This window comes from Rhodococcus sp. M8, from assembly GCF_015654185.1.
In the GTDB taxonomy this organism is placed as follows: Bacteria; Actinomycetota; Actinomycetes; order Mycobacteriales; family Mycobacteriaceae; genus Rhodococcus; species Rhodococcus aetherivorans.
In genome coordinates this window covers 1,962,939-1,986,461 of the sequence record NZ_CP064065.1, presented here as the reverse complement: position 1 = coordinate 1,986,461, position 23,523 = coordinate 1,962,939, and the positions used below count along the sequence as shown (strand labels likewise).

Sequence of the window (23,523 nt, the reverse complement as noted above, 5' to 3'; positions counted from 1 at the left end):
TGACGTGCACGGGTATGCGAACCGGCTGAAGACGGCGGGGCTCCTCATCGGGATGTCCGCCCTCATCGTGTTCATCGGCGCCCTGTTCCGGAACCCGACGATCCTGATCGGCTCGATCGTTCTCGCTGTCGGGATGAACGCCTACGCGTACTTCAACAGCGACAAGCTGGCGCTGCGTGCGATGCACGCCCAACCGATCACCGAGGTGGAGGCGCCGGTGGTGTACCGGATCGTGCGCGAGCTCGCGACCACGGCCCATCAGCCGATGCCCCGGCTCTACATCAGCCCGACCAATGCGCCCAACGCGTTCGCGACGGGCCGCGATCCCCGCCACGCGGCGGTGTGCTGCACCACCGGAATCCTGCAGATCCTGAACGAGCGGGAGCTGCGCGCCGTGCTCGGGCACGAGCTGTCGCATGTCTACAACCGGGACATCCTGATCTCGTCGGTGGCCGGGGCGATGGCGGCGGTGATCTCGGGGCTGGCGAATCTCGCACTGTTCGCGAACATGTTCGGCAACCGCGACCAGGGCACCAATCCGCTGGCTCTGCTGCTGGTGTCGCTGCTCGGGCCCATCGCGGCGACGGTCGTCCGGCTCGCCGTGTCGCGCTCGCGCGAGTATCAGGCGGATCAGTCCGGCGCCGAACTCACCGGCGATCCGCTGGCGCTGGCGTCGGCGCTGCGCAAGCTCGAGCGGGGCACCCAGGCGGCGCCGCTGCCGCCCGAACCCCGGATCGCCGCGCAGTCGCACATGATGATCGCCAACCCGTTCCGGGCGGGGGAGCGGGTGAGCCGGTTGTTCTCGACCCACCCGCCCATGGCCGAGCGCATCGACCGGCTCGAGCGCATGGCCCGCGGCGGGTAGCGCCCCGGGGGCCTACCGGTAGTTGACGAACTGCAGCGCGATGTCGAGGTCGGCGTTCTTGAGCAGTGCGATCACGGCCTGCAGGTCGTCGCGCTTCTTGCTGCTCACGCGCAGCTCCTCGCCCTGGATCTGCGCCTTGACACCCTTCGGGCCCTCGTCGCGGATCAGCTTGGAGATCTTCTTGGCGTTCTCGGCGCTGATGCCCTGCACCAGGGATCCGCTGATCTTGTAGACCTTGCCGGACTGGGTGGGCTCGCCGGCGTCGAATGACTTGAGGGAGAGATTGCGGCGGATCAGCTTCTCCTTGAACACCTCGAGGGCGGCATTGACGCGCTCCTCCGTGTCGGCGGTCAGGGTGACGGACTCCTCGCCGCTCCACTCGATGCTCGCCCCGGTGTTGCGGAAGTCGAAGCGGGTGCCGAGTTCCTTGGCGGCTTGGTTCAGCGCGTTGTCCACCTCCTGCCGGTCGACCTTGCTCACCACATCGAACGACGAATCAGCCACGAGCACTCCACTTCGGATCGGTTCTGTACGGGTTGCCGCCCCGACGCTATCGGGTGGCGCAGTGCCGCTGTCCACCCGGTTTGCACAACAGGGGGGTGTGCGTTGTATTGTTTCAAACGCGCCAGGGACACGGTCCCGATCGCGCCCGGCAGGTTGCCCGAGCGGCCAATGGGAGCGGACTGTAAATCCGTCGGCTTACGCCTACGTAGGTTCGAATCCTACACCTGCCACCAGAACGGCCCCGATCCGAACGGATCGGGGCCGTTCTGCATTGCAGCCGTTCGGGTACCGGGACGTCGTCCGTGCCGGGTCCCGCCGGCGCTCGAAGGCAGGGCCCGTGCCGGGGCGGGGCTGGGGAGCACCTCGCCGGATGCGCGCGGAAGCCGCCGGAAAGCCGATTTATGGCCCCTGAGCTGCTGATTTTGTTCCTGCAGAGGAGTGTGTGTAATCTTTTGGAGGCCGCAGCGAGCAGAGATGCTCACGGTGGTCGCGCCCCCTTAGCTCAGTCGGCAGAGCGTTTCCATGGTAAGGAAAAGGTCGACGGTTCGATTCCGTCAGGGGGCTCGCTGGATTGTGGTGCCGCCGTTGTTCGCGACACTCGACACCGAGGCGGTGTAGCTCAGTTGGTAGAGCAAACGACTCATAATCGTTGCGTCGCCGGTTCAAGTCCGGTCACCGCTACCAAAGTTGAATGAACCACCCTGATCGTCGTTGATCAGATTGACGCGAAAGAAGGCATCCCGTGGCCTCCTCAACCGACGTTCGGCCGAAGATCACCCTGGCCTGCGAGGTGTGCAAGCACCGCAACTACATCACGAAGAAGAACCGTCGCAACGACCCCGACCGGTTGGAGCTGAAGAAGTTCTGCCCCAACTGCGGCACTCATCGCGCCCACCGCGAGTCGAAGTAGTCGTACAGGGTCGACGTCGACGCGTGAGCTCTCCGCAAACTCGCCCACGCCGGCCGGCGTCCGGGCGAATTTGCGGGAGTTTTGCGTATGACGGGCATATCCGTGAGTGAAGAATCGGTCGTGGACGGCACCGAACAGGCCGGGATCCAGTTCGATGCAGCGGCACATGCGGCCTCGATGGTCGGCCATCACTATCGTGTCGAGGACTTCTACGAGGTCGGGCGCGAGAAGGTCCGCGAGTACGCGCGTGCCGTGCTGGACAACAATCCGGCGCACCACGACGAGGAAGCGGCCAAGGGCCTCGGCTACGACGGCCTCGTCGCTCCGCTGACCTTCGTCTCCATCGTCGGCATGATCGCCCAGCGCAAGCTGTTCGACGAGGTCGTCACCGGATACGACCTCAGCCAGATCATGCAGACGGACCAGCGGCTGGTGTTCCACCGGCCCATCCAGGTGGGCGATCGACTGTTCTGCGACGTGTACCTCGACGACTTCCGTCAGGCCGCCGGCAGCGACATCATCACCACCAAGAACATCATCACGGATCAGCACGACAACGTCGTGATGACCACGTGGACCACCCTGGTGGGCCGCACCGGTGGCGAGGTGGACGAGAACATCGCCCACGCAGTCAAGGATGTGATGATGCATGTCGCTCCGTAGGTTCGAGGACGTCTCGGTCGGGGAAGAGCTGCCCGCGCGGGTGGTCACGCTCACCCGCGGTAACCTCGTGAACTACGCGGGTGTGTCGGGTGATCCCAACCCGATCCACTGGAGCGACGAGGTCGCCAAGCTCGCCGGCTTGCGCGATGTGGTCGGCCACGGCATGCTCTCCATGGGCATCGCGGCCGGCTTCGTCACCGACTGGCTCGGTGACCCAGGAGCGGTGACCGAGTACAACGTTCGGTTCACCAGTCCGGTCTACGTCGAGGCCCATCGGGCCGCCGAGGTGGAGTTCTCCGGCAAGGTCAAGTCGGTGGACGCGGACAGCAAGACAGCAGTGGTCGCGATCGTGGCAAAGTCCGAAGGGCGTAAGATCTTCGGGCGGGCCACGGCAACGGTCCGTCTGGCCTGACCGGCCGGGCGGATTGGGTTTGTCCCGGGGCTATGAAGTACACTAAGACTTCTGGGATCGCATAGCGCAGCGCGCTGCTCTCGAGGACCTCCACGGTCCGCGGGGTGGCGCGCATGTCATGTGGTCGCAGATGGGTCGATCGAGACGCCGGTTCCCGGCGGAGGCATCGACCAAAGGGGCGTAGCTCAATTGGCAGAGCAGCGGTCTCCAAAACCGCAGGTTGCAGGTTCAAGTCCTGTCGCCCCTGCCCCCGGACGGCCAGCGACCGAGAGGAACGATGTGAGCGAGGAGCGCGGTAAGCGCGACGGCGGTACTGCAGGGACTTCCAACCCTGTCGACGCCGGATCGGCGACCGACGCGACCCCCGACGCTTCCTCCGCGTCCGCTGCTCCCACCGGCAAGAGGTCCCAGCAGCGTTCGGCCGCTCCTGCGTCGACCGCGGTGGCTGCCACCCGGCGGCCCGATTCGAAGGCGCCAGCCAAGTCCGCCTCCCGCTCCGGTGCCCAGGGCACGGAGAACATCTTCAAGCGCCTGCGGCGCTTCTTCCGTGAGGTCCTCGCCGAGCTCCGCAAGGTGATCTGGCCGAATCGCAAGCAGCTGGTCACGTACACGACCGTCGTCGTGGTCTTCGTGGCGGTCATGACCGCGCTCATCTTTGGATTGGATCTGGCGTTCGTGAAGGGCGTCAGCTGGTTGTTCGGTTAGCGCGTCAGCGTGCCGGCGAATGTGATCGACGAGAGGAAAGTGCCCGGTGAGCACCCCCGAGAACGACTCCTACGAGCCCTCGGCCGAAGAGCGCGTTTCGGACGAGGTCTTTGTTGACGACTCCGTGACCGCGGACGCGGCCGACGAGTCGGCAGAGGCGGGCATCGAAACCGACGAGACGTCCGGCGACGAGCCCGAAGCGCCCGTGGAGGCACAGGCCGAAGAGGCACAGGCCGACGAGGTGGCCGAAGAGGCACAGGCCGAAGAGGCACCGGCCGAGGAGGTCGATCCGGCGGAGGCCCTCGAGAAGCAGCTGCGGCTCGAGCCCGGCGATTGGTACGTCGTGCACTCCTACGCCGGCTACGAGAACAAGGTCAAGGCCAACCTCGAGACCCGCGTGCAGAACCTGGACCTGAGCGAGTACATCTTCCAGGTCGAGGTGCCCACCGAAGAGGTCACCGAGATCAAGAACGGCCAGCGCAAGCAGGTCAACCGCAAGGTCCTGCCGGGCTACATCCTGGTGCGCATGGAGCTGAACGACGAGTCGTGGGGCGCGGTGCGCAACACCCCCGGCGTCACCGGGTTCGTGGGTGCCACCTCGCGCCCGTCGCCGCTGACGATCAAAGAGGTCGTGAAGTTCCTGCTGCCGCAGCAGGCGAAGAAGAAGCCCGCCGCAGCCGCCGCCACGACCGCCGAGGGCGCCGCGACCGCCGTCAAGCCCGCCATCGAGGTGGACTTCGAGGTCGGCGAGTCCGTCACCGTGATGGACGGACCGTTCGCGACGCTGCCGGCTTCGATCAGCGAGGTCAACGCCGAGCAGCAGAAGCTCAAGGTCCTGGTGTCGATCTTCGGTCGTGAGACCCCGGTGGAGCTGTCCTTCAACCAGGTGTCGAAGATCTGAGGGTCCGACCCACTCAAGCTTGCGATAGCAGTACGCAAGAACCACACCGAGCAAGAAACTAGGAATAGAGATGCCCCCGAAGAAGAAGAAGATTGCCGGGCTCATCAAGCTCCAGATCCAGGCAGGTCAGGCCAACCCGGCTCCGCCGGTCGGCCCCGCACTGGGTCAGCACGGCGTCAACATCATGGAGTTCTGCAAGGCGTACAACGCCGCGACCGAGTCGCAGCGCGGCAACGTCGTGCCGGTCGAGATCACGGTCTACGAGGACCGCTCGTTCGACTTCAAGCTCAAGACCCCGCCGGCCGCCAAGCTGCTGCTGAAGGCCGCGGGCGTGCAGAAGGGCTCCGGCGAGCCGCACAAGACCAAGGTCGCCAAGGTCACCATGGACCAGGTGCGCGAGATCGCCAAGACCAAGCAGGAAGACCTGAACGCCAACGACGTCGAGGCTGCCGCGAAGATCATCGCCGGCACCGCGCGTTCGATGGGCATCACGGTCGAGGGCTGAGCGCCGCGACGCGTTGTGACACCGCAGGGCTGACGAAGCCCCGGAGCAGGAACCCGTGGGAGGGCCGGCCAGGCTCGACAACCACGACCGAACCATTCACCTTCCGGTGACAAGTTAGGACAGAACAATGGCAAAGCGCAGCAAGGCGTACCTCGCCGCCGCTGAGAAGATCGACGCCTCGACGCTCTACAGCCCCCTCGCGGCCGCTCGGCTCGCGAAGGAGACCTCGTCGAAGAACTACGACGCCACCGTCGAGGTCGCCATGCGCCTCGGTGTGGACCCCCGCAAGGCGGACCAGATGGTCCGCGGCACGGTCAACCTGCCGCACGGCACCGGTAAGACCGCCCGCGTCATCGTGTTCGCGGTCGGCGAGAAGGCCGCCGAGGCCGAGGCCGCGGGTGCGGACGCCGTCGGCGCGGAGGACCTGATCGAGCGGATCCAGGGCGGTTGGCTGGACTTCGACGCCGCGATCGCGACCCCGGACCAGATGGCCAAGGTCGGCCGCATCGCGCGTGTCCTCGGTCCGCGCGGCCTGATGCCGAACCCGAAGACGGGTACGGTCACCCCGGCTGTCGCCAAGGCTGTTGCCGACATCAAGGGCGGCAAGATCAACTTCCGCGTCGACAAGAACTCGAACCTGCACTTCGTGATCGGCAAGGCGTCGTTCGACGACGCGAAGCTGGTGGAGAACTACGGTGCCGCCCTGGACGAGGTCCTGCGCGCGAAGCCGTCCACCGCGAAGGGGCGTTACGTCAAGAAGGTGACGATCGCGACCACCACCGGACCGGGCATCCCGGTGGACCCGTCGCGCACTCGCAACCTCCTGGAGGACGCCGAGTAGGAGGCTGGTCTCCAGTCTTCGCGGTCAGCGCACGAAACGGCCGGCACGAAACGGCCGGCACGGAACTGCTCCGTGCCGGCCGTTTTGCGTCCGCACATCCGGTCGGGTACGCTTGCCTGCGGAGTTCGGCGCGTGCCGATCTTCACCCCGATCATGTTCTACCCAAGACCGTTGGTCACCGGATCCGCTCGCGGACTCGGTTGAAGGTCCGGGATTGCCCGGCGGCCCACGCAGGAGGACGAGGTAGGGGAGATACGACATCGGTTGCGATGCCGTCTTTCTCTCTGTACGCCCCGTGTGCCCTGCACCGGGGCGTTTTGCATTTTGCGGATTTCGAGTGGAACTTCCCGAGCGGGAAAACGACTGTTACTGAGAGGAGGCGAAGTATGGCAAAGCCTGAGAAGGTTTCTGCGGTTGCGGAGATCACCGAGCAGTTCAAGGACTCGACGGCCGCCGTGATCACGGAGTTCCGTGGTCTGTCGGTGACCAGTCTGACGCAGCTGCGACGCGCTCTCGGAGAGGGTGCCACCTACTCCGTCGCCAAGAACACCCTGGTCAAGCGCGCCGCCGCAGAGGCGGGCGTCGAGGGCCTTGACGACCTGTTCGTCGGACCGACCGCCATTGCGTTCATCAAGGGCGAGCCGGTCGACGCTGCGAAGGCCCTGAAGACCTTCGCGAAGGACAACAAGGCGCTCGTCATCAAGGGCGGCTACATGGACGGCGCTGCGCTGTCCGTGGATCAGGTCAACCAGATCGCGGACCTCGAGTCCCGCGAGGTGCTGTTGGCCAAGCTCGCCGGCGCGATGAAGGGCAACTTGGCAAAGGCCGCCGGCCTGTTCAACGCTCCTGCCTCGCAGGTGGCCCGTCTCGCGGCCGCTCTGCAGGAGAAGATGGCGGACCAGGAGTCTGCCGCAAGCTGATCCGCACCATCGCGAATCACTGACCCACCCACCCCGCGCGCCCCGGCGCGCATCCCATCCGGTCGCGGATCAGCGACATGGGATCCACAAGGAAGGACCGCCACCATGGCGAAGCTCACCACCGAAGAGCTGCTCGACGCGTTCAAGGAACTGACCCTCCTCGAGCTCTCGGAGTTCGTGAAGGCCTTCGAGGAGACCTTCGAGGTCACCGCTGCCGCTCCGGTCGCCGTCGCCGCTGCCGGTGCCCCGGCCGCCGCCGCCGAGGCCGAGTCCGAGCAGGACGAGTTCGACGTCATCCTCGAGGGTGCCGGCGACAAGAAGATCCAGGTCATCAAGGTCGTCCGTGAGATCGTCTCGGGCCTCGGCCTGAAGGAGGCCAAGGACCTCGTCGAGGGTGCTCCGAAGCCGATCCTGGAGAAGGTCGCCAAGGATGCCGCCGAGGCTGCCAAGGCGAAGCTCGAAGAGGCCGGCGCCAAGGTCGCCGTCAAGTAAGACGAACCCGGCTGCCCGACCGCACCGCGGTCGAGCGCTTCGGCAAGGCCGCTGCCCACGGACTCACGTCCGTGGGCAGCGGCCTTTTCGCGCATTCGTGACCGGTTTGCCGAGCGCGCGGAAACCATCCGCGCTAAGTTGGCGTCGGTGCCGCACGGGGACGGCATAAGCGCAGGTCATCCCCCCGATCGAAGGGGGTTATGCCCGAGTTGACCTGTGTTCTTACTCGCTAGTAGGATCCCGTGTCACAGGTAACACTTCGATGCGCTACAGTGACGCAATCCACAGTGGGGAACAGCATCGAGCCGTGCGGAGGTAATGGTGGGAGTCGAAGTAGCTGTCGAGGGGTTGACGAAGTCCTTCGGGTCTCAGCGGATCTGGCAGGACGTGACGTTGACGCTGCCGGCGGGTGAGGTGTCGGCGCTGCTGGGCCCGTCGGGTACGGGCAAGTCGGTGTTCCTCAAGTCGCTGATCGGTCTGCTGCGCCCGGAGCGGGGCTCGATCGTCATTGACGGCACCGACATCCTGCAGTGCTCTTCGAAGGAGCTCTACGAGATCCGCAAGCTGTTCGGGGTGCTGTTCCAGGACGGTGCGCTGTTCGGGTCGATGAACCTCTACGACAACGTGGCGTTCCCGCTGCGCGAGCACACCAAGAAGTCCGAGTCCGAGATCCGCAAGATCGTGATGGAGAAGCTCGAGCTCGTCGGTCTGCTCGGCGCCGAGGACAAGCTGCCGGGCGAGATCTCCGGTGGCATGCGCAAGCGGGCCGGGCTGGCGCGGGCGCTGGTGCTCGATCCGCAGATCATCCTGGTCGACGAGCCGGACTCGGGGCTGGATCCGGTGCGCACCACCTACATCAGCCAGACCCTGATCGACATCAACGCCGAGATCGACGCGACGATCCTGATCGTCTCGCACAACATCAACCTGGCGCGGACGGTGCCGGACAACATCGGGATGCTGTTCCGCCGGGAGCTGGTGATGTTCGGTCCGCGCGAGGTGCTGCTCACCAGCGACGAGCCGGTGGTCAAGCAGTTCCTCAACGGCACGATGATCGGGCCGATCGGGATGTCGGAGGAGAAGGACGAGGCGACGATGGCGCAGGAGCAGGCCCTCGTCGACGCCGGGCACCACGCCGGTGGGGTGGAGGACGTCGAGGGCATCGTGCCGCAGATGAAGGCCACCCCGGGGATGCCCGAGCGGCAGGCCGTCGCCCGCCGGCAGGAGCGGGTGCGGCACATCCTGCACACCCTGCCCGAGGCCGCCCAGCAGGCCATCCTCGAGTCCTTCGAGGAGACCGGCGGGACGCACGCCGCGCCGGCCTACCCCGAGCATTCCTTCCGCGACGACGACACGCAGGTCATCCCGGCGTACCCCGGTCACGGGTACGACGAGTCCGCCCGCCACAGAAGCTAGGAGCACACATGGGGGTCGGATCGGGCACCAGCTCGTTCGTGCGTCCGATACACGGTGCACTCACCCAGGCCGGAAACATCGTCGAGTTGTTCGTCGACGTCGTGCGGAACACCTTCCGCCGGCCGTTCCAGTTCCGCGAGTTCATCGAGCAGGCGTGGTTCATCGCGAGCGTCACGATCCTGCCCACCGCCCTCGTGGCAATCCCGTTCGGCGCTGTGGTCTCGCTGCAGACCGGGTCGCTGATCAAGCAGCTCGGCGCGGAGTCGTTCACCGGCGCCGCCAGCGTGCTGGCCGTGATCCAGCAGGGCAGTCCCATCGTGACCGCGCTGCTGATCGCCGGCGCGGCCGGCTCCGCGGTCACCGCCGATCTCGGATCGCGCACCATCCGCGAGGAGATCGATGCCATGGAGGTGCTCGGCATCAACCCCGTGCAACGCCTGGTGGTCCCGCGCGTGCTCGCGATGGTTCTCATCGCGCTGCTGCTCAACGGACTCGTCTCCGTCGTCGGCATCGCCGGCGGCTACTTCTTCAACGTGATCCTGCAGGGCGGTACCCCGGGCGCCTACCTGGCGTCCTTCTCGGCCCTCGCCCAGTTGCCCGACCTCTACGTGGCCGAGATCAAGGCGGCGATCTTCGGTGTCATCGCCGGCGTCGTCGCGGCCTACAAGGGCCTGCACCCCGGTGCCGGACCGAAGGGGGTCGGCGAGGCCGTCAACCAGACCGTCGTCATCACCTTCCTTCTGTTGTTCTTCGCGAACCTGATCCTGACGATGGTGTACCTGCAGATCGTTCCGGCGAAGGGATCCTGACTCGATGACAATCGCAAAGGGCCGCGGAGACGTCATCTGGCTCCGCGGGCGCAGAATCGTGCGCGCTCCTCTCGACATGCTGGATCGGGCAGGCGACCAGATGTCGTTCTACGCGCGGGCCATCGCGTGGACCCCGCGCACCCTCGTCCACTACCGCAAGGAGGTGCTGCGGCTGCTCGCCGAGGTCACCTTCGGCAGCGGCGCGCTCGCCGTCATCGGCGGCACCATCGGTGTCATCGCCATGATGTCCGGTTTCACCGGCGTCGTCGTGGGTCTGCAGGGCTACGCCGCCCTCGAGCAGCTCGGCTCCTCGGTGCTCACCGGCTTCCTGTCGGCGTACGTCAACACGCGTGAACTCGCCCCGATCGTCGCGGCCCTGGCGCTGTCGGCGACGGTGGGCTGTGGCTTCACCGCCCAGCTCGGTGCGATGCGGATCAGCGAGGAGATCGACGCGCTCGAGGTGATGGCGGTGCCGTCGGTGCCGTTCCTCGTCACCTCCCGGATGATCGCCGGTTTCGTCGCCGTCATCCCGCTGTACATCATCGGCCTGCTCGCCGCGTACCTCGCGACACGCGTGATCAGCACCCTGTTCAACGGGCAGTCGTCGGGTTCGTACGACCACTACTTCAATCTGTTCCTGCCGCCCGAGGACGTGCTGTACTCCTTCGGGAAGGTCCTCGTCTTCGCCTTCTTCCTGATCCTCATCCACTGCTACTACGGCTTCAACGCCAGCGGGGGACCCGCGGGCGTCGGCGTGGCCGTCGGCCGTGCGGTGCGCACCGCGATCGTCACGATCGCCGTGCTCGACTTCTTCCTCAGCCTCGCCATCTGGGGCACCACCACGACCGTGAGGGTGGCCGGATGAACCCGACTCCCTCGACCCTCAAGCGGAGGGTTCTCGGCCTGCTGTTCTTCGTCGTGCTGGGTCTGTTCCTGTTCGTCACCATCGCGATGTACAACAAGACGTTCAAGAAGGTCGTCGAGGTGGACCTCGTGACCGACGAGGTCGGCAACGCGCTGCCGATGAACGCGGACGTGAAGGTGCGCGGACTGATCGTCGGCGAGGTCCGCGGCACGTCGGCCGAGAGCGGGACGGTGACCGCACATCTCGCGCTCGAACCGGACAAGGCCGGCCTGATCCCCGCGAACGCGACCGCACAGCTGCTGCCGAAGACGTTGTTCGGGGAGCGTTACGTCTCGCTGATCCTCCCGGACCGGCCGGCGCGCCCGATCCAGGCGGGGGACACCCTGATGCAGGACACGAGCGCCGAGACCGTCGAACTCGGCGAGGTGCTCGACGGGCTGCTGCCCCTGCTCGAGGCCATCCCACCGCAGGATCTCGCGAACACCCTCGGCGCCCTGGCCCAGGGCCTGAGCGGCCGCGGCGAGACCCTCGGGCAGACCGTGGACCGGCTCGAGCAGGTGTTCCGCGAGGTGAACGTGGAGCTCCCGGCCGTGCAGGAGGACCTGCGCGGGCTCGCGGACTTCTCCCAGACCTACTCCGACGCCGCGCCCGATCTGATCAGCGCCCTCGACAACCTGCGCACCACCGGCAACACCGTGGTGGAACAGGAGAACCAGCTCGAGACTCTGCTGGTCACGGCGACGGGGGCGTCGTCGGCGACCGCCGGGCTGCTCGAGCAGAACGCCGGCTCGATCATCAGCATCGCCGCCGACTCCAAGCAGGCCCTGCAGTTGCTGGCCCGGTACTCGCCGTCGTACCCGTGCATGCTGAAGGGCTTCGCCGACGCGGCACCCGCGGCTGCGGGGGTGCTCGCGGCCGACGATCCGTTCCCCGGCGTGCGGGCGAGCGTCCAGTTCGTCAATCCGAAGGGCCGGTACCTGCCGAACCAGGACGAGCCGCGCCTGCTCGACGTCCGCGGCCCCACCTGCTACGACAACGTCACGGCCCCGGGCCGGTTCTTCCCGCAGTACCCCGGCGGTTCGATCAACGACGGCTCCTACCAGGTGCCGTCCCGCAACCCGGGCCCGGAGACCATGTCGTACTTCCCGGCCCCCGAGGGGTCCGGGGTGCCGGACGACGTCGGTGAGCTGATCGGGACGACCCCGGCGACGACGCAGGTCTCGTACACCGGGTCGCGGGCCGAGCAGGACGCCCTCGGCGTCGTGTACGCGGAGGCGACGGGCATCGCGCCCGAGGACGTGCCGACCTGGACGACGCGCCTGGGCGCGCCCGCACTGCGTGGAACGGAGGTGAGCTTCCGATGAGAGGCCTGGCAGCACCGCTGATCAAGCTGATCGTCTTCGCCGTGGTCACGATCCTCGCCACCGGAATGCTCGCGGCGACCATCGCGAGCCTCGGCGGCGGCGGAGGCACGAAATTCCACGCGATCTTCACGGACGTGACGTCGCTCAACGAGGGCGACGACATCCGAATCGCCGGCGTCCGCGTCGGCCAGGTCGAGAAGATCGAGATCGTCGACCGGCGCGAGGCGCGCGTGACGTTCTCGATGTCCGACCGGGACTGGCTGCCCGCCGCGACGACCGCGACGATCCGCTACCGGACGCTCGTCGGCCAGCGCTACATCGCCCTCGACCAGGGCGAGGGCATGCAGGGGATGAAGCTGACCGGCGGCGACACCATCCCGCTGGAGCGCACCAAGCCGGCCGTGAACCTGACCACCCTGTTCAACGGGTTCCGGCCCCTGTTCCAGACCCTGAGCGCCGAGGACGTCAACACGCTGTCGTCGCAGATAGTCCAGGTGTTCCAGGGCGAGGCCGGAACCATCGACGACCTGGTGCGCACGACGGCGAGCCTGACCAACACGATCGCCGACAAGGACCGGGTCATCGGTGCGGTCATCGACAACCTGAACTCGGTGCTCACCAACATCAACGAGCGGGACGATCAGCTCGACTCGTTGCTCGTCAACACGCAGGCGCTGGTCAGCGGGCTGGCCGCCGACCGCGACACGGTGGGTGCGGCCGTGCAGTCGCTGGCCGGGCTGACGGACGCGACGGCCGATCTGCTCGAGCCGACCCGGCCGGCCATCGCCGGCTCCGTCACAGCGGTGCAGCAGCTCGGGGCGAACCTGAACAGCAACCGCGACGCGGTCGACGAGGTCCTCGCCACCCTTCCGGTCAAGCTCGAGAAGCTGGGCCGGGTCGCGAGCTACGGGTCGTGGTTCCAGTTCTACCTGTGCGGCATCGACGTGATCGCCGGCCCGGGTTCGGTTCCGTACCTGAACCTGCCGACCGGCCTGCCCACGGTGAACCAGCCGATCTACACCAACGCCGCCAAGCGGTGCACGCAGGACGGGATGCAGGAGTTGCAGGGACGATGAGCAGACGTCGCAGTCCGGCCGTGTCCGGCGCCCTCGGGATTCTCGTGGTCCTGCTGGCCACCCTGTCGGCGTTCTTCCTGGATTCGCTGCCGATCATCGGGGCCGGCGCCACCTACCGCGCGGAGTTCACCGAGGCGGCCGGCCTCAAGCCCACCAACGAGGTGCGCATCGCCGGAGTCAAGGTCGGTCAGGTCACCGACATCGAGCTCGACGGGGACCGGGTGCTCGTGTCGTTCAAGGTCAAGGACGCCTGGCTCGGCAACGACACCTCGGCCTCGATCCAGATCAAGACGATCCTCGGCCAGAAGTACCTCGCCCTCGAGCCGCGGGGCACCGAGGTGCTCGACCCGGATGATCGGATCCCGTTGTCGCGCACCGTAGCCCCGTACGACGTGATCGAGGCGTTCTCGTCCGCGGCCACCACCCTGGGCGAGATCGACTCGGAACAGCTGGCCACGAGCTTCGACACGCTCTCGGAGGCGTTCTCGCAGACACCGGACGACATCCGGGCCTCGCTCGACGGAGTCACCCGGCTCTCGCAGACCGTTGCGAGCCGGGACCAGGAGCTCAAACGGCTGCTCGAGGCGACCGGCCGGACCTCGCAGATCCTCGCCGACCGCAACGCGGAGTTCAACCGGCTGATCAGCGACGGCGCCCTGCTGATCGCAGAACTCAACAACCGGCAGCAGGCCATCTCGCAGCTGCTGACGGGCACGCAGCGGCTGTCTGCCGAGCTGACCGGTCTGGTCCGCGACAACGAGGCGACGATCGGCCCGGCGCTCGACCAGCTCCGGGGAGTGGTGCAGATCCTGCAGGACCGCAACGACGATCTGGACCGCGCGATGAAGCTGTACGAGCCGTTCGTCCGGCTGTACTCGAATGTCGTCGGCAACGGCCGCTGGTTCGACCAGGTCGTCGTGAACCTCATTCCGCCCGGATTGCCGGAGATCCCCGGATACCGCGATCCGGTTCGCACGTTGGGAGAGAACTGATGTCGCATGCCGAGTCCGGTGGCGGCTCACGGCGCGGCCCGATGGTGCTGCTGATCGCCGCGATCACCGCGGCCGTGGTACTGATCGCCGGTGTGCTGTGGTGGGTCTTCAACCGCATGGGAACCACCGAGATCACGGCCTACTTCGACAAGGCCGTCGGGGTGTACGAGGGGTCCGGTGTCCGGGTCCTCGGCGTCGAGGTCGGCAAGGTCACCGCGGTCGTCCCCGAAGGGGACCAGGTGCGGGTGGACATGCGGGTCGACCGCGGCGTCGACATCCCCGCCGACGCCAAGGCCGTGCAGATCACCCCGTCGGTCGTCGCGGACCGCTACGTGCAGCTCGCCCCGGTGTACACCGGCGGCGAGACGATGGCCGACGGCGCCGTCATCCCGCGGGAACGGACCGCCACCCCGGTGGAGGTGGATCAGCTGTACGCCAGCGTCGACGAGCTGTCGCGGGCGCTCGGTCCCGAGGGTGCCAACAAGGACGGCGCCCTGACGCGCTTCGTGGAGACCGGCGCCGAGAATCTCGAAGGCAACGGTGCCGCGCTCGGCCAGACCATCGAGCAGCTCTCCGCCGCGTCGCGCACGCTCAACGAGTCGCGCGGCGACCTGTTCGGCACCATCGAGAACCTGCAGATCTTCGTGTCCGCGCTGGCGGCTAACGATCAGCAGGTGCGCGAGTTCAACGCGCAGTTGTCGGACCTGTCGGGCTATCTGGCCGGCGAGCGGGAGAATCTCGGGCTCGCGCTGAACCAGCTGTCGGAGTCGCTCGGGGTGGTCGCGCAGTTCGTCAACGACAATCAGGCGGCGTTGAAGGACAACGTGGACGCTCTGGTCCCGGTGACGAACAACCTTGCCGCCAACCGGGATTCACTGGTGAACTCGCTGACCCTGCTGCCCCTGGCGGTGAGCAACCTCGTCAACTCCTACGACGCGGAGTCCGGGTCGCTCGCCTCCCGCCTGGTGGTGACCGATCTGCAGGATCCGGCGGGCGTGATGTGCAAGCTCATCGACCTCGGTCGGCTCGTGCCGGGTGACCCGAGGTTCGAGCAGCTCGGCCGGCAGATGCAGCCGCTGATCGATCAGTGTTCCGGCCTCGCCGAGCAGATCACCAACGACGTCCGGACGCCGGATCTGATCCTGCCGTTCGGCGTCCTGAGCGGCGAGAACATCCAGCGCCGGGTGGTTCCCGGCACGGTGCCCGGTGTCGAGTCACCGCGCCTGGACCTGGAGAGGGGCGGACAGTGAGACGCTCGGCGATTCTCGGTGCCGGGGCCTGCGTGACGGCCCTGGCGGTGTCGGGGTGCGGCGGGGCCGCGAGCCTCCCCCTGCCCGGTGGTGCGGACGTCGGGTCCGACCCGATCCACGTGACCGTGCAGTTCGACGACGTGCTCGACCTCGTGCCGCAGTCCACCGTCAAGGTGGACGGCGTGCCCGTCGGCCGGGTGGAGACGGTCTCCGTCGGTCCCGACGGGTGGACCGCCGACGTCGGGATCGTGGTCGACTCGGCAGTGGAGCTGCCGGCCAACGCGTATGCCGCGGTGGAACAGACCAGTCTGCTGGGCGAGAAGTTCGTCCAGCTCAGTCCGCCGCCGAGCGACCCGTCGCGCGAACTGCTCGCCGACGGCGACGTCATTCCGCTGGACCGGACCCGGCACGCCACGGAACTCGAGCCCGTGCTCGGCGCCCTCTCGCTGCTGCTCAACGGCGGCGGCGTCGGCCAGCTGCAGCCGGTGGTCGAGGAGCTGTCCACCGCGTTCGAGGGCCGGGAAGGCACCACGAAGAGCCTTCTGCAACAGGCGGATCGGCTCATCGACGGTCTCAACCAGCAGCGCGACGACATCACCCGCGCCCTCGACGGCCTCGATGTGCTCACCGTCCGGGTCGCGGAACAGAACGACCGCATCGCGGCGATCCTCGACGACCTGCCGGTGGCCACCGCGGTGCTCGAACAGCAGCGGCCCCAGCTGACCGAACTGCTCGGTCAGCTCGACCGCCTGGGGACGGTGGGCACCGACGTGCTCGACCAGTCCAAGGAGGACCTCATCGCCGACCTGCTGGCCCTGCGCCCCACCCTGCAGCAGCTCGCCGCTTCCGGCGACGATCTGGTGAAGGCGCTGCCGTTCATCCCGACGGTGCCGTTCCCCGACGGGGTCGAGAAGATCGCCCTCGGTGGCTCGGTCAACCTGTTCCTCGCCGTGGACCTGCAGATCGGGGACGCGCTGGCCTCGCTCGGCGTCGGTCAGGGCGAGCCGGTCTACCGGCAGCCGAAGTTCGGCGAGCCCAAGCCCGTCGTGGATCCGTCGAACCCGTACTACAACGGCAACGGGCCGAGGCCGGGCTGGCCGACGGTCTCGCTGCTGCCGGTGCTGCCGGCGCCGAAGCTGCCCGTGGGACTCGAACTGCCGCCGGGGGTGACGCTGCCCGGTCAGCCGGCCGCGGCGGCGGACACCGGCGACGACCCGGCGCCGGCCAATCCGCTGGAGGGCCTGTTGAACCAGCTCGGAGTCGGGGGAGGGCGATGATGAGATCGCGAATGCTGCGGATACAGCTGGTCGCGTTCGTGGTGATCGCGCTGCTCGGGGTGGTGTTCGTCGGCGCGCGGTACGTCCGCCTCGACAACCTGCTCGGGTTCGGGCAGTACACCGTCCACGCACGGTTCGCCGATTCGGGCGGCATCTTCACCAACGCCGAGGTCACCTACCGGGGCGTGCCGGTGGGGCGGGTCGGCGAGCTCGGCCTGACCGAGGACGGCATCGACGTCACGCTGCTCCTCGACAACGGCGGGCCGCAGATCCCCGCGTCCACCCGTGCCGTGGTGGCGAACCGGTCGGCGATCGGCGAGCAGTACGTCGATCTGCAACCGGATACCGACGAGGGCCCCTACCTCGAAGCGGGATCGGTCATCGGCCAGGACGCCACCGACGTGCCCGTGCCCGTGCAGGACCTGCTGGTGAGCACGAACGCGCTCGTCCGGTCGGTGCCGGTGGACTCGCTGCGCACGGTGGTGACCGAGCTGGGGGCGGCGTTCGACGGCCGCGGTGGCCAGCTGCAGACCCTCGTGGACTCCCTGGCCCAGCTCAGCGACGCCGGGGTGCAGTACCTGCCGCAGACGGTGTCGCTGATCCGCGACAGCCAAACGGTGCTCGACACCCAGTCGGTGCAGGCGTCGGCGATCCGGCAGTTCAGCGCGGATCTGGACCTGGTGACCGCGCAGCTGCGCGACAGCGACCCGGACGTCCGTCGCCTCCTCGAGACCGGGACGGCGGCGAGCGAGGAGCTCACGCAGCTGGTCGCGGATTCGGGCCCCGGCCTGACGGCGAACCTGACGAACCTGGCGCTGCTCGGCGACAAGCTCGGCCCGCAGGCCGTCGCGTTGCAGCCGCTGCTCGCGTTCCTGCCGGCCGTGGCGGCCAGCGCCGGGACGGTGGCGCCCGGCGACGGCACGGTCCGGCAGGGCATCCTGCTCGAGACGAACAACCCGCCGTCGTGCACCCTCGGGTACGAGGGCACTCAGGCGATCCTCGACGAGATGCAGCGCCGGGATCCCAACTTCGACGACACCCAACAGGACTTTCCGTTCAACACGGAGGCGTCCTGTGAGGCCCCGCAGGGCAGCGTCACCGGCGTGCGGAGCGCGAACCGGATCGTGTTCGCCGACCCGGCGACGATCCAGCCGTGGGACTTCACGCCGAAGCAGGATCCGGACAAGCTCAATCTGAATCCGATCGCGACGCAGCTCGCGCCGTTGCTCGGAGTCACCCCGAAGTAGGTAAGTAGGTTGGTGCAGTGACCGCAGACACGACGTCCCGTCCCCCGCAGACGGCGGGGGCGGGCGGCGACAAGATACGCAGGATCGTCCTGGCAGTGGTGAGCGTGCTGGCGGTGATCGCCCTCGTGGCGGCCGCCTGGTTCGGCTTCGGATGGGGGCGGGCCCTGCTCGCCGACCGCCCGACGGCCGATGCGCGGGACGCCGCCCTGTCCGGGGCGATGCAGGCCGCGATCAACCTCAACAGCGTCGACGCCGCCGACGTCGACCGGTCGATCGAGAACATGCGTTCGTCGATCACCGGTGAGGCCCTGAACAGCGACCTGGCCGCGACGGAGCAGCAGATCCGTCAGCAGGTGGCACAGACGGGCACGGGAATGTCGGCGAACGTGCTGTTCGGCTCCCTGACGGCGCTGGACACGGACGCGAACACGGCGAACGCCCTGATCGTCCTGGCGGTGAAGACCACCTGGCCCGACAACTTCGTCGAGAACAAGGTCACCGTGAACGTGGCGATGCGCAAGGACGGCGACATCTGGAAGGCGGAGACGATCCAGCCGCTGGACTCGGTGCAGCTCGGCGGCGGGCCCGTGGAAGGAGCGCAGCAACCCGCGCCGCCGGCCGATCCCGCGCCCGCCCCGGGCGCTCCTGCGCCTGCACCGGCCGATCCCGGATCCGCCGGAGGCGAGTGAGCCATGAAGGAGAGTGTGTAGTGCCCCCGCAGCGTCGCAAGCCCAATCCGATGGGTCCCCCGAGGGGCCGGCGGCCCAAGATCGCGGGAACGGGCCGGACCCCGGCCCCGGGCGGTGCCGCCCGCCCCGCGACTCCCGAGCCCGCGACGACCGAGCCCGCGACGACCGAGCCCGCGACGACCGAGCCCGCGACGACCGAGTCCGCGACCACCGGGCCCGCGACCACCGGGCCCGCGGTGACCGGGCCCGCGGTGACCGGGCCCGCGACGACCGGGTCCGAGCCGTCCGCGACCACCGCGCCACAGGCGCCCACACCGGCCCCGGTGGAGCCGGCCGGGAAAGCCCCCACGGCTTCCGGGTCCGAGACGGCCCGCAAGAGCGCTCCCGGCCTGCGCACGCCGGCACCGGTCGAGGACGCCGGAGCGGAGCGGGAGCCGGGGGAGCAGCCCGGCGGCACCGTCGCGCGCGGCAGCTGGCGCCCGGTGGCGATCCTCGGCGGTGCCGCGGTCGCACTCGGTGCGTTCGCCGCGGTCGCTGCCGCCCGTCCCGGTGCGACGGTGAGCAACGAGGCGTGGGTCGACAGCGCCGCGACGGCGGAGGTCACCGCTGCCGCCGGCCATGCGATCGAGACGATGCACGGCTACAACCACGAGACGATCGACCAGGACTTCGCCGAGATCCGCGAGGTCCTCACCCCGCCGATGCGGGAGGAGTTCGACCTGACCGCGGAGGTCACCAAGCAGGCCGCGGTGCAGACGCACACCGCGACGGAGGTGCGGATCGACCACATCGGTGCGTCGATGCTCGACGACGACCGCGCCGAGGTCGCGGCGTTCATCAGCGTCAGCGCGACGGGCGACGCGGTCGCCCAGGGCAGTGCGTCGGCGCCGCTGCTGGTGCGGATGGAGAGGATCGACGGCAAGTGGCTGGTCTCCGAGATCCGGGACCGGTGACGGACGTTCCGACGGGACAATCGGCCTGGTTGCTCTTGACGCGGGCGGCGTGAGCGGTCACTCTATCGGTACGCACGCACGAATACGCGTCCTGGGCGCCCGGGGTCGGGCGCTTCTTTTCGTGCCGTCGCTCGACATCTGCGACTTTTGGGTGTAAGTTCGGACTTTGCGCTGGCTGCCTCCTGTCCATCCTTCGACCGCATCGCCGGGAGCGTTGCCCTTCGGGGCTCGTTCCGCCGACTTCGTGGTGGGGTTGTCGTTCGGGTTGCGACCAGCGATAACGCCCCACATGAAGAAGCAGGTACAGCGGCGGTCGCACCGGTTGGAGCGGCCCGCGTGAGGTGCTGGAAGGACGCATCTTGGCAGTCTCTAGCCAGACCAAGGCAGTTGCCGGAATCCCCGGAGCCCCGAAGAGGGTGTCGTTCGCGAAGATTCGCGAACCTCTCGAAGTCCCTGGGCTCCTCGATCTACAGACAGATTCCTTCGAATGGCTGATCGGCTCGGAGCGCTGGCGCGCGCTCGCTGCCGAGCGCGGTGACGGCCCCGTCGTCGGTGGCCTCGAGGAGATCCTGGCGGAGCTCTCTCCGATCGAGGACTTCTCCGGGTCGATGTCCCTGTCCTTCTCCGATCCGCGCTTCGACGAGGTCAAGGCCTCGGTCGAGGAGTGCAAGGACAAGGACATGACGTACGCGGCGCCGCTGTTCGTCACTGCCGAGTTCATCAACAACAACACCGGCGAGATCAAGAGCCAGACGGTCTTCATGGGTGACTTCCCGATGATGACCGACAAGGGCACGTTCATCATCAACGGCACCGAGCGTGTCGTCGTCTCGCAGCTGGTGCGCTCCCCGGGCGTGTACTTCGACCGCGCGGTCGACAAGAGCACCGAGAAGGACCTGCACAGCGTCAAGGTGATCCCGGGCCGCGGCGCGTGGCTCGAGTTCGACGTCGACAAGCGCGACACCGTCGGCGTGCGGATCGACCGCAAGCGCCGCCAGCCGGTCACCGTGCTGCTCAAGGCCCTCGGTTGGACCAACGAGCAGATCGTCGAGCGCTTCGGCTTCTCCGAGATCATGATGTCCACCCTCGAGAAGGACAACACGGCCGGCACCGACGAGGCGCTGCTCGACATTTACCGCAAGCTGCGCCCGGGCGAGCCGCCCACCAAGGAGAGCGCGCAGACCCTGCTGGAGAACCTCTTCTTCAAGGACAAGCGCTACGACCTGGCGCGCGTGGGACGTTACAAGATCAACAAGAAGCTGGGCCTGAACGCCGGCCAGCCGATCGAGGCGTCGACCCTCACCGAGGAAGACATCGTCGCCACGATCGAGTACCTGGTGCGCCTGCACGCGAGCGAGACCACCATGACGGCGCCCGGCGGCGTCGAGGTTCCCGTCGAGGTCGACGACATCGACCACTTCGGCAACCGTCGCCTGCGCACCGTCGGCGAGCTCATCCAGAACCAGATCCGCGTCGGCCTGTCCCGCATGGAGCGCGTCGTCCGCGAGCGGATGACCACCCAGGACGTCGAGGCCATCACGCCGCAGACGCTGATCAACATCCGTCCCGTCGTGGCCGCGATCAAGGAGTTCTTCGGAACCTCCCAGCTGTCGCAGTTCATGGACCAGAACAACCCGCTGTCGGGCCTGACCCACAAGCGCCGCCTCTCGGCGCTCGGCCCCGGTGGTCTGTCCCGTGAGCGGGCCGGCCTCGAGGTCCGCGACGTCCACCACTCGCACTACGGCCGCATGTGCCCGATCGAGACGCCGGAAGGCCCGAACATCGGCCTGATCGGCTCCCTCTCGGTGTACGCGCGGGTCAACCCGTTCGGTTTCATCGAGACCCCGTACCGCAAGGTCGAGGGCGGCATCGTCACCGACCAGGTCGACTACCTGACCGCCGACGAGGAGGACCGCCACGTCGTGGCGCAGGCCAACTCGCCGGTCGACGCCGACGGCCGCTTCACCGAGGAGCGCGTCCTCGTCCGCAAGAAGGGCGGCGAGGTCGAGTTCGTCGCGGCGACCGAGGTCGACTACATGGACGTCTCGCCGCGGCAGATGGTGTCGGTGGCCACGGCCATGATCCCGTTCCTCGAGCACGACGACGCCAACCGTGCCCTCATGGGTGCGAACATGCAGCGTCAGGCCGTGCCGCTGGTGCGCAACGAGGCCCCGGTCGTCGGTACCGGCATGGAGCTGCGTGCCGCCGTCGATGCCGGCGACGTCGTCGTCACCGAGAAGTCGGGCGTGATCGAGGAGGTCTCGGCCGACTTCATCACCGTGATGGCCGACGACGGCACCCGTCGCACCTACCGGCTGCGCAAGTTCGACCGCTCGAACCAGGGCACCTGCTCGAACCAGCGGCCGATCGTGGACGAGGGCCAGCGCGTCGAGTCCGGCCAGGTCCTCGCCGACGGCCCCTGCACCGAGAACGGTGAGATGGCGCTCGGCAAGAACCTGCTCGTGGCGATCATGCCGTGGGAAGGCCACAACTACGAGGACGCGATCATCCTGTCGCAGCGCCTCGTGGAGGAGGACGTGCTCACCTCGATCCACATCGAGGAGCACGAGATCGACGCCCGCGACACCAAGCTCGGTGCCGAGGAGATCACCCGCGACATCCCCAACGTCTCCGACGAGGTCCTCGCGGACCTCGACGAGCGCGGCATCGTGCGCATCGGTGCCGAGGTGCGCGACGGCGACATCCTCGTCGGCAAGGTCACCCCGAAGGGCGAGACCGAGCTGACCCCCGAGGAGCGGCTGCTGCGCGCGATCTTCGGCGAGAAGGCCCGCGAGGTGCGCGACACGTCGCTGAAGGTGCCGCACGGCGAGACCGGCAAGGTCATCGGCGTCCGCGTGTTCTCGCGCGAGGACGACGACGATCTGCCCCCGGGTGTCAACGAGCTGGTCCGCGTGTACGTGGCGCAGAAGCGCAAGATCCAGGACGGCGACAAGCTCGCCGGCCGGCACGGCAACAAGGGCGTCATCGGCAAGATCCTCCCGCAGGAGGACATGCCGTTCCTGCCCGACGGCACCCCGGTCGACATCATCCTCAACACCCACGGTGTTCCGCGTCGTATGAACATCGGCCAGATCCTCGAGACGCATCTCGGCTGGATCGGCAAGGCCGGCTGGAACGTCCAGGTGGCCGGGGACGGCGAGCGTCCGGAGTGGGCGAAGAACCTGTCCGACGACATGCTCGCCGCCGAGCCGAACACCAACATCGCCACCCCGGTGTTCGACGGTGCCCGCGAGGACGAGCTGACGGGCCTGCTGGGCTCCACGCTGCCGAACCGCGACGGCGAGGTCATGGTCGGCCCCGACGGCAAGGCGACGCTGTTCGACGGTCGCTCCGGCGAGCCGTTCCCGTACCCGGTGTCGGTCGGCTACATGTACATCATCAAGCTGCACCACCTGGTCGACGACAAGATCCACGCGCGTTCGACCGGCCCGTACTCGATGATCACCCAGCAGCCGCTCGGTGGTAAGGCGCAGTTCGGTGGCCAGCGCTTCGGTGAGATGGAGTGCTGGGCCATGCAGGCCTACGGTGCGGCGTACACGCTGCAGGAGCTGCTCACCATCAAGTCGGACGACGTGGTGGGCCGCGTGAAGGTCTACGAGGCCATCGTGAAGGGCGAGAACATCCCGGAGCCGGGCATCCCCGAGTCCTTCAAGGTGCTCCTCAAGGAGCTCCAGTCGCTGTGCCTGAACGTGGAGGTGCTGTCCAGCGACGGCGCGGCCATCGCGATGGCCGACGGCGACGACGAGGACCTCGAGCGGGCGGCGGCCAACCTGGGCATCAACCTTTCCCGCAACGAGTCGGCCACGGTCGACGACCTCGCGAACTAGGAGCCGACCCGATGAGATA

Annotated in this window: 23 protein-coding genes and 4 tRNA genes; 26 read left to right on the top strand and 1 reads right to left on the bottom strand. The window is 67.8% G+C overall.

The window, feature by feature from the left end; all coding sequences use genetic code 11:
- The first annotated feature begins 4 nt into the window (after window positions 1-4).
- Window positions 5-865 carry a zinc metalloprotease HtpX gene (htpX, locus tag ISO16_RS08755; RefSeq protein WP_006940863.1) on the top strand — a complete coding sequence of 287 codons (861 nt, stop codon included), beginning with the start codon at window positions 5-7 and terminating at the stop codon, window positions 863-865.
- A gap of 12 nt (window positions 866-877) precedes the next feature.
- On the opposite strand, the gene ISO16_RS08750 is transcribed toward htpX, so the two are convergent.
- On the bottom strand, window positions 878-1,369 hold the full coding sequence (locus ISO16_RS08750; RefSeq protein WP_072635817.1) for a YajQ family cyclic di-GMP-binding protein: 492 nt from the start codon (window positions 1,367-1,369) through the stop codon (window positions 878-880).
- A 147-nt stretch (window positions 1,370-1,516) separates the two neighbouring features.
- On the opposite strand from ISO16_RS08750, the gene ISO16_RS08745 reads away from it, so the two are divergent.
- The 25 genes from ISO16_RS08745 (at window position 1,517) to rpoB (ending at window position 23,504) form a co-directional block, all read left to right on the top strand.
- A tRNA-Tyr gene (locus ISO16_RS08745) sits at window positions 1,517-1,602 on the top strand.
- Between the two features lie 258 nt (window positions 1,603-1,860).
- A tRNA-Thr gene (locus ISO16_RS08740) sits at window positions 1,861-1,933 on the top strand.
- A 44-nt stretch (window positions 1,934-1,977) separates the two neighbouring features.
- Window positions 1,978-2,053: transfer RNA gene (locus tag ISO16_RS08735), tRNA-Met, on the top strand.
- Between the two features lie 58 nt (window positions 2,054-2,111).
- Window positions 2,112-2,279, top strand: a complete 168-nt coding sequence (gene rpmG / locus ISO16_RS08730) for a 50S ribosomal protein L33 (protein WP_003937613.1) — start codon at window positions 2,112-2,114, stop codon at window positions 2,277-2,279.
- A gap of 87 nt (window positions 2,280-2,366) precedes the next feature.
- Window positions 2,367-2,942 (top strand): (3R)-hydroxyacyl-ACP dehydratase subunit HadA, encoded by a 576-nt coding sequence (gene hadA / locus ISO16_RS08725; RefSeq protein ID WP_006940869.1) that lies wholly within the window; start codon window positions 2,367-2,369, stop codon window positions 2,940-2,942.
- On the top strand, window positions 2,929-3,354 hold the full coding sequence (hadB, locus tag ISO16_RS08720; protein ID WP_006940870.1) for a (3R)-hydroxyacyl-ACP dehydratase subunit HadB: 426 nt from the start codon (window positions 2,929-2,931) through the stop codon (window positions 3,352-3,354). The genes hadA and hadB overlap by 14 nt, the downstream gene beginning before the upstream one ends.
- 174 nt (window positions 3,355-3,528) lie before the next feature.
- A tRNA-Trp gene (locus tag ISO16_RS08715) sits at window positions 3,529-3,601 on the top strand.
- Window positions 3,602-3,633: 32 nt separating this feature from the next.
- Complete coding sequence (gene secE, locus ISO16_RS08710; RefSeq protein ID WP_050035600.1) at window positions 3,634-4,059, top strand: preprotein translocase subunit SecE; 426 nt, start codon at window positions 3,634-3,636, stop codon at window positions 4,057-4,059.
- Window positions 4,060-4,105: 46 nt separating this feature from the next.
- Window positions 4,106-4,960: a transcription termination/antitermination protein NusG gene (gene nusG / locus ISO16_RS08705; protein ID WP_072635736.1), complete on the top strand. Its 855-nt coding sequence runs from the start codon at window positions 4,106-4,108 to the stop codon at window positions 4,958-4,960.
- Window positions 4,961-5,030: 70 nt separating this feature from the next.
- Window positions 5,031-5,465, top strand: a complete 435-nt coding sequence (gene rplK, locus ISO16_RS08700) for a 50S ribosomal protein L11 (RefSeq protein ID WP_003937618.1) — start codon at window positions 5,031-5,033, stop codon at window positions 5,463-5,465.
- Between the two features lie 127 nt (window positions 5,466-5,592).
- Window positions 5,593-6,306, top strand: coding sequence for a 50S ribosomal protein L1 (gene rplA / locus ISO16_RS08695; protein ID WP_006940876.1), 714 nt, complete (start codon window positions 5,593-5,595; stop codon window positions 6,304-6,306).
- Window positions 6,307-6,692: 386 nt separating this feature from the next.
- The gene (gene rplJ / locus ISO16_RS08690) at window positions 6,693-7,226 is read left to right on the top strand and encodes a 50S ribosomal protein L10 (protein ID WP_006940886.1); all 534 of its coding nucleotides are present in this window, start codon (window positions 6,693-6,695) and stop codon (window positions 7,224-7,226) included.
- A 105-nt stretch (window positions 7,227-7,331) separates the two neighbouring features.
- Window positions 7,332-7,718: a 50S ribosomal protein L7/L12 gene (gene rplL / locus ISO16_RS08685; RefSeq protein ID WP_006940888.1), complete on the top strand. Its 387-nt coding sequence runs from the start codon at window positions 7,332-7,334 to the stop codon at window positions 7,716-7,718.
- A gap of 318 nt (window positions 7,719-8,036) precedes the next feature.
- Window positions 8,037-9,134 (top strand): ABC transporter ATP-binding protein, encoded by a 1,098-nt coding sequence (locus ISO16_RS08680; RefSeq protein ID WP_029545069.1) that lies wholly within the window; start codon window positions 8,037-8,039, stop codon window positions 9,132-9,134.
- Window positions 9,135-9,142: 8 nt separating this feature from the next.
- Entirely contained in the window at window positions 9,143-9,943 is an 801-nt protein-coding gene (locus ISO16_RS08675; protein ID WP_006931311.1) for an MlaE family ABC transporter permease, read from the top strand.
- Between the two features lie 4 nt (window positions 9,944-9,947).
- Entirely contained in the window at window positions 9,948-10,808 is an 861-nt protein-coding gene (locus tag ISO16_RS08670; protein WP_029545068.1) for an MlaE family ABC transporter permease, read from the top strand.
- Window positions 10,805-12,172: an MCE family protein gene (locus ISO16_RS08665; RefSeq protein WP_006931309.1), complete on the top strand. Its 1,368-nt coding sequence runs from the start codon at window positions 10,805-10,807 to the stop codon at window positions 12,170-12,172. The genes ISO16_RS08670 and ISO16_RS08665 overlap by 4 nt, the downstream gene beginning before the upstream one ends.
- A complete protein-coding gene (locus tag ISO16_RS08660; protein WP_006931307.1) occupies window positions 12,169-13,248 on the top strand; it encodes an MCE family protein in 1,080 nt (359 codons plus the stop codon). The genes ISO16_RS08665 and ISO16_RS08660 overlap by 4 nt, the downstream gene beginning before the upstream one ends.
- Window positions 13,245-14,240 (top strand): MCE family protein, encoded by a 996-nt coding sequence (locus ISO16_RS08655; RefSeq protein ID WP_003937627.1) that lies wholly within the window; start codon window positions 13,245-13,247, stop codon window positions 14,238-14,240. Before ISO16_RS08660 ends, ISO16_RS08655 begins: the two co-directional genes overlap by 4 nt.
- Complete coding sequence (locus tag ISO16_RS08650; protein WP_006931305.1) at window positions 14,240-15,490, top strand: MCE family protein; 1,251 nt, start codon at window positions 14,240-14,242, stop codon at window positions 15,488-15,490. The genes ISO16_RS08655 and ISO16_RS08650 overlap by 1 nt, the downstream gene beginning before the upstream one ends.
- The gene (locus tag ISO16_RS08645; protein WP_006931303.1) at window positions 15,487-16,767 is read left to right on the top strand and encodes an MCE family protein; all 1,281 of its coding nucleotides are present in this window, start codon (window positions 15,487-15,489) and stop codon (window positions 16,765-16,767) included. The genes ISO16_RS08650 and ISO16_RS08645 overlap by 4 nt, the downstream gene beginning before the upstream one ends.
- A complete protein-coding gene (locus ISO16_RS08640; RefSeq protein WP_029545063.1) occupies window positions 16,767-18,014 on the top strand; it encodes an MCE family protein in 1,248 nt (415 codons plus the stop codon). Before ISO16_RS08645 ends, ISO16_RS08640 begins: the two co-directional genes overlap by 1 nt.
- Window positions 18,015-18,109: 95 nt before the next feature.
- Entirely contained in the window at window positions 18,110-18,703 is a 594-nt protein-coding gene (locus ISO16_RS08635) for a hypothetical protein (protein WP_043800607.1), read from the top strand.
- 20 nt (window positions 18,704-18,723) lie between these two features.
- Window positions 18,724-19,656: a hypothetical protein gene (locus ISO16_RS08630; RefSeq protein ID WP_072635735.1), complete on the top strand. Its 933-nt coding sequence runs from the start codon at window positions 18,724-18,726 to the stop codon at window positions 19,654-19,656.
- A 341-nt stretch (window positions 19,657-19,997) separates the two neighbouring features.
- The gene (rpoB, locus tag ISO16_RS08625; protein WP_029545057.1) at window positions 19,998-23,504 is read left to right on the top strand and encodes a DNA-directed RNA polymerase subunit beta; all 3,507 of its coding nucleotides are present in this window, start codon (window positions 19,998-20,000) and stop codon (window positions 23,502-23,504) included.
- Window positions 23,505-23,523: the final 19 nt, after the last annotated feature.